At 37.1% G+C, this 4,681-nt stretch carries 5 protein-coding genes and 1 other annotated feature; of the genes, 1 reads left to right on the forward strand and 4 read right to left on the reverse strand.

Features of this window, described 5'->3' with window-relative positions; translation table 11 throughout:
* Positions 1 to 378 precede the first annotated feature (378 nt).
* The 4 genes from ychF to CD118_RS00740 all read right to left on the reverse strand — a co-directional run bounded on the left by ychF (position 379) and on the right by CD118_RS00740 (position 3,501).
* Positions 379 to 1,476: a redox-regulated ATPase YchF gene (gene ychF, locus CD118_RS00725; RefSeq protein ID WP_103356088.1), complete on the reverse strand. Its 1,098-nt coding sequence runs from the start codon at positions 1,474 to 1,476 to the stop codon at positions 379 to 381.
* Positions 1,476 to 1,688 (reverse strand): DUF951 domain-containing protein, encoded by a 213-nt coding sequence (locus CD118_RS00730; RefSeq protein ID WP_016425698.1) that lies wholly within the window; start codon positions 1,686 to 1,688, stop codon positions 1,476 to 1,478. The genes ychF and CD118_RS00730 overlap by 1 nt, the downstream gene beginning before the upstream one ends.
* A gap of 12 nt (positions 1,689 to 1,700) precedes the next feature.
* A complete protein-coding gene (locus tag CD118_RS00735) occupies positions 1,701 to 2,603 on the reverse strand; it encodes a mechanosensitive ion channel family protein (protein ID WP_103356089.1) in 903 nt (300 codons plus the stop codon).
* A 67-nt stretch (positions 2,604 to 2,670) separates the two neighbouring features.
* Positions 2,671 to 3,501 (reverse strand): ParB/RepB/Spo0J family partition protein, encoded by an 831-nt coding sequence (locus tag CD118_RS00740; RefSeq protein WP_103356090.1) that lies wholly within the window; start codon positions 3,499 to 3,501, stop codon positions 2,671 to 2,673.
* Positions 3,502 to 3,681: 180 nt separating this feature from the next.
* Positions 3,682 to 4,000 (forward strand) — a binding site (T-box leader).
* A 64-nt stretch (positions 4,001 to 4,064) separates the two neighbouring features.
* Here CD118_RS00740 and CD118_RS00745 point away from each other — a divergent pair.
* A partial coding sequence (locus CD118_RS00745) for a PLP-dependent transferase (RefSeq protein ID WP_206167710.1) occupies positions 4,065 to 4,681 on the forward strand: 617 nt, incomplete at its 3' end.

Consider the following 4,681-nt stretch of genomic DNA (forward strand, 5'->3'; position numbering starts at 1 on the left):
TAATTATCCTCTTATTTTAATGACATTTTGTATCTAGATACATCTCTATTGTATATATTTATTATAAATATATTAATTAACTACCAATTAACTATTTATTAACTTTTTATTAAATATATTTCGATTATGATGTAGTATGTTTTAAAAGACACTATTAAAATAACAGAGGTTATGTATGAAACACTATGACATTGAAAAAATGTGTATAGTGCTTGAATATATGAAAACAACTTAGAATAACAAGTATTCAAGCGATAGTTGGTTGGAGAAGGTGCTATAAATAAAAATGACACAGCGCTTCCATTCGATGAAATATGAAAGGTTGTGTCATTTGTTTTTATTCTATGCACATTCGATTTATCTTATTTAAGGACAAACTTATACGTTAAATCTAAAATGGACGACATCGCCATCTTGCATAATATAGTCTTTACCTTCTAAGCGCATTTTACCTGCTTCTTTAGCACCTTGCTCACCATTGTTGGCAACAAAGTCGTCATAACCTGTTACTTCAGCACGGATAAATCCACGCTCAAAGTCAGTGTGAATAATACCCGCACATTGTGGCGCAGTCATTCCTTCTTTAAATGTCCATGCACGCACTTCTTGTACGCCAGCTGTAAAATAAGTCGCAAGTCCTAATAAATCATATGTTTTACGAATTAAACGATTTAAGCCAGGTTCTTCGATACCTAATTCTTCCAAGAACATCGCTTTATCTTCATCATCTAAAGTCGCAATTTCTTCTTCGATTTTAGCACTGATGACAATGACTTCTGAATCTTCATTCGCTGCATATTCGCGAATCGCTTTTACTTTGTCATTTTCAGCATCATTGATTTCATCTTCTCCAACGTTCGCAATATATAACATTGATTTAGAAGTAAGCAATTGCGCTTGATTGACATATTTTTGATCTTCCTCATTGAAATCCATACTACGCACAGGTTTTCCATTTTCAAGTGTCTCTTTAATTTGAGATAAAATACGCACTTCATTCACTGCCGTTTTATCCTTTTGTTTCGCCATTTTTTCTAAACGTGGCAGGCGTTTCTCAACAGATTCCAAGTCTGCTAATACCAATTCCATGTTAATGACTTCGATATCTTCAATCGGATTGACACGACCTGCAACGTGTGTCACGTTTTCATCATCAAAAGCGCGTACAACTTGGCAAATCGCGTCGACTTCTCGAATATGAGATAAAAATTTATTACCTAAACCTTCCCCTTTTGACGCTCCTTTTACAATCCCGGCAATATCTGTAAATTCAAAAGTCGTCGGTACTGTTTTCTTAGGATTAACTATTTTTTCTAATTCATTTAATCGTGTATCCGGCACTTCTACGATACCCACGTTAGGATCAATCGTAGCGAAAGGATAGTTTGCAGCAAGTGCACCTGCTTTAGTTATTGCATTAAAAAGTGTTGACTTCCCGACGTTAGGTAAGCCCACGATACCAGCTGTTAAGGCCATTATTCATTCTCCTTCTCATTTGAACTCGCTTTGACGAGTATTTTTTTTAGTTTCTTATTAAAAGTTTGGCGGGGTAGCATAATGCTTCGATGACATTGCTCACATTTGATACGAATATCTGCGCCCATTCGAATAATCTTAAACCGATTTGCACCACAAGCATGTTGCTTCTTCATCTCTACTATATCATTTAATTCGTAATTTGATGACACACATTTTCACCTCTATGATTCCGCGTTTTGTTGATCTTTATAAAGTTGGACAAGGGTCGGCATTGGTGCTTCAATCCCTTCAGCTTGTAAAAATTCTTTGAGCTCTCGTCGAAGAATACGTGAACCTGAAAAACTTTCACCCGGAAGCGTCTCTCCAGCGACACGAATTCTTACTTCATAGCTATTAAAATTATCCACCCCTAAGACTTCTGGTGGCTCAATAAAGATGTCATACTTTTTCGGAATAGACTTTAAGAATATGTTCATTTTCTTTTCAACATCATCAATTTTTTCATTAATCGATACTGGGATATCAATCACTGAGACTCCATTTGTGACTGAAAAGTTGGTGACTTCACTCATCGTACCATTTGGAATAATTGATAGCTCTCCTGTATATGACAGTATGCGTGTAGAACGTAAGCCGATCGCTTTCACTGTCCCCTCTGCAATCGGGGAACCATTATTTTTAATGCTGACATAATCACCCACATCGAATTGATTTTCAAAAATAATAAAGAATCCTGTAATCACATCTTTAACAAGTGTTTGTGCACCGAAACCAATAGCGAGACCGACAACACCCGCTCCGGCTAAAATACTTTCAACACTAATACCAAATTTACTGAGCACTGTTGTCAACGTAATAAACCAAACGAGATATCCGACAGCATTTTGTACTAATGTAATCAATGTCTTGGACCTTTTGACACGACTCGCACGATTCGATTTCGTCATCGCTCGATTATTTACTTTAAAAAATTGTTCGATGACTTTATTTAAAATACGCACGACAACAAAAGCAACAATGACATAAATGGCAATAATAATTAATTTTGTAAGTAAATTCGAGTATGTTTCAGGCTCTAATAATGGCTGAACCATACTTTCTATGACTGCTTTAAATTGATTCATAACGACTCCCTTTCTCTATAAACACTTTCCCGTATTGGCTACACAATTGATTTCAAAGGCACAGATTTTACATTTTCTTCAATTGTTGAATCAATCTCCGATAATCACTTTCTGAATGAAATGTAAATGTAATCTCACCAACATTTTTCTTCGTGGCAATCTCAACTGAAGTCCCATATTGTTCCTGCAATTGTTGCTCGTGTTGACGTATCATGGCAGGCTTTTTAATGGCTTTCTGTTGCGGTTCTTCACGCTTTTTACTTGTTCCTAATAATTCAGCGACCACTTGTTCCAAATAGCGTACACTCCAAGACTCCCGGACGGCTAAATTTGCATATTTTTCCATCTTTTTAACATCTTTAAGTGCTAATAGTGTCCGACCATGACCAGATGAAAGTGTACCTTCACGTATCAAAGTTCTAATCTTAACAGGTAATTTAAGTAGCCTCAACATATTCGCGATATACGGTCGTGATTTTCCTAGTCTTTGCGCCACTTCCTGTTGTGTTAAATGTAATTCTGCCATTAATTGCTGATAACTCTCAGCCTCTTCTAATGGATTTAAATCTTCACGTTGTAAATTTTCAATAATTGCGAGTTCACGCATTTCTGCATCTGAAAATTTTTTAATGACGACAGGTATTTCGGTTAAACCCGCTTCAAGACTTGCACGATACCGTCTTTCCCCGGCCACAATGTAATAACCTTGAATCGCATGGGTTACGATAATTGGTTGTAGAATACCGTGCTGTGTAATGGATTGCGCAAGTTCAGTGAGCCTTTCAGCATCAAAGGTCTTACGGGGTTGGTAAGGGTTCGGTCTCAAATCATGTATCGCTATCATTTCGACATGTTGCGAAGTACGCTGTGATGTTTCATTTTGATGGGTCACGTGCATCACCTGCTCCCACAAATTTTTTTACCATTCTATTTTACTGGTTGCATAGTTGAGACACAAGCCTTTACGTTATTTTCAGGATGTGCCAAAATTTTATCTAATCATAATTTTCTGAAAAATATGTTGACATCCTTTTTTGATTCATGTAAAGTGATTTTTACAAAGAAACAGTACAATATTCGAGACACTGTAAAAAGGAAAGTAAAATTTACACTGCAATCACAGAGAGCCTTGTTTCGCTGAGAAAAGGCATTGAAAGCAAATTTGAAAATGGCCTTGGAGTGTTGATGCCAATATGAGGTATCACCGGGTTCGCCCGTTATAGCGATACAGTATTAACATTTTGTTATTATGCGTACTGGAAAATATTAACTATACTCTTCCCTCACCGTATAGCATCTAAATCGCGCATAAAGCAATTTAGCGTACTGTGAGAGGTTACTTTAGCGATAAATTAACAAATTAAGGTGGTACCACGAACTTAGCTTTCGTCCTTTTTATTCGATTAAAAATTCGGATATTAGGATGAAAGCTTTTTATTTTGTTTGAGGAGGTTATCAACGATGAAAGAGACCACATTGGCACAAATTGCACTTACTACAGATCACACCGGCGCGATTGCTAACCCGATTTACCTTTCGACTGCTTATCAACACGCTGGTCTAGGTCATTCAACGGGCTATGATTACACACGCACGAAAAACCCAACACGACAAGCTTTTGAAGACGCCTTTGCCAAAATTGAAGGTGGCATCGCTTCATTTGCGACTTCAAGCGGTATGGCAAGTATCCAACTCGTCTGTAACCTTTTTAAACCTCACGACGAAATACTCGTGTCATTTGATTTGTATGGCGGCACATTTCGCTTATTTGAATTTTACGAAACACAATATAACATTCGCTTTAAATATGTAAATTTTGAAAATGTTGAAGAAGTTAAAGCAGCGATCACACCGCATACGAGCGCATTATTTATCGAACCCATTTCCAATCCGTTGATGATTGAGATTGACTTGTCGCCTTATTACCAGTTGGCACAACAACATCGTTTATTAACGATTATCGACAATACTTTTCTTACCCCTTATTTGTCCACGCCACTAGAAGATGGGGCTGACATCGTCTTACATTCTGCGACGAAGTATATCGGAGGTCATAACGATGTACTAGCAGGTGTCGT

Source organism: Staphylococcus coagulans (assembly GCF_002901995.1).
GTDB lineage: Bacteria > Bacillota > Bacilli > Staphylococcales > Staphylococcaceae > Staphylococcus > Staphylococcus coagulans.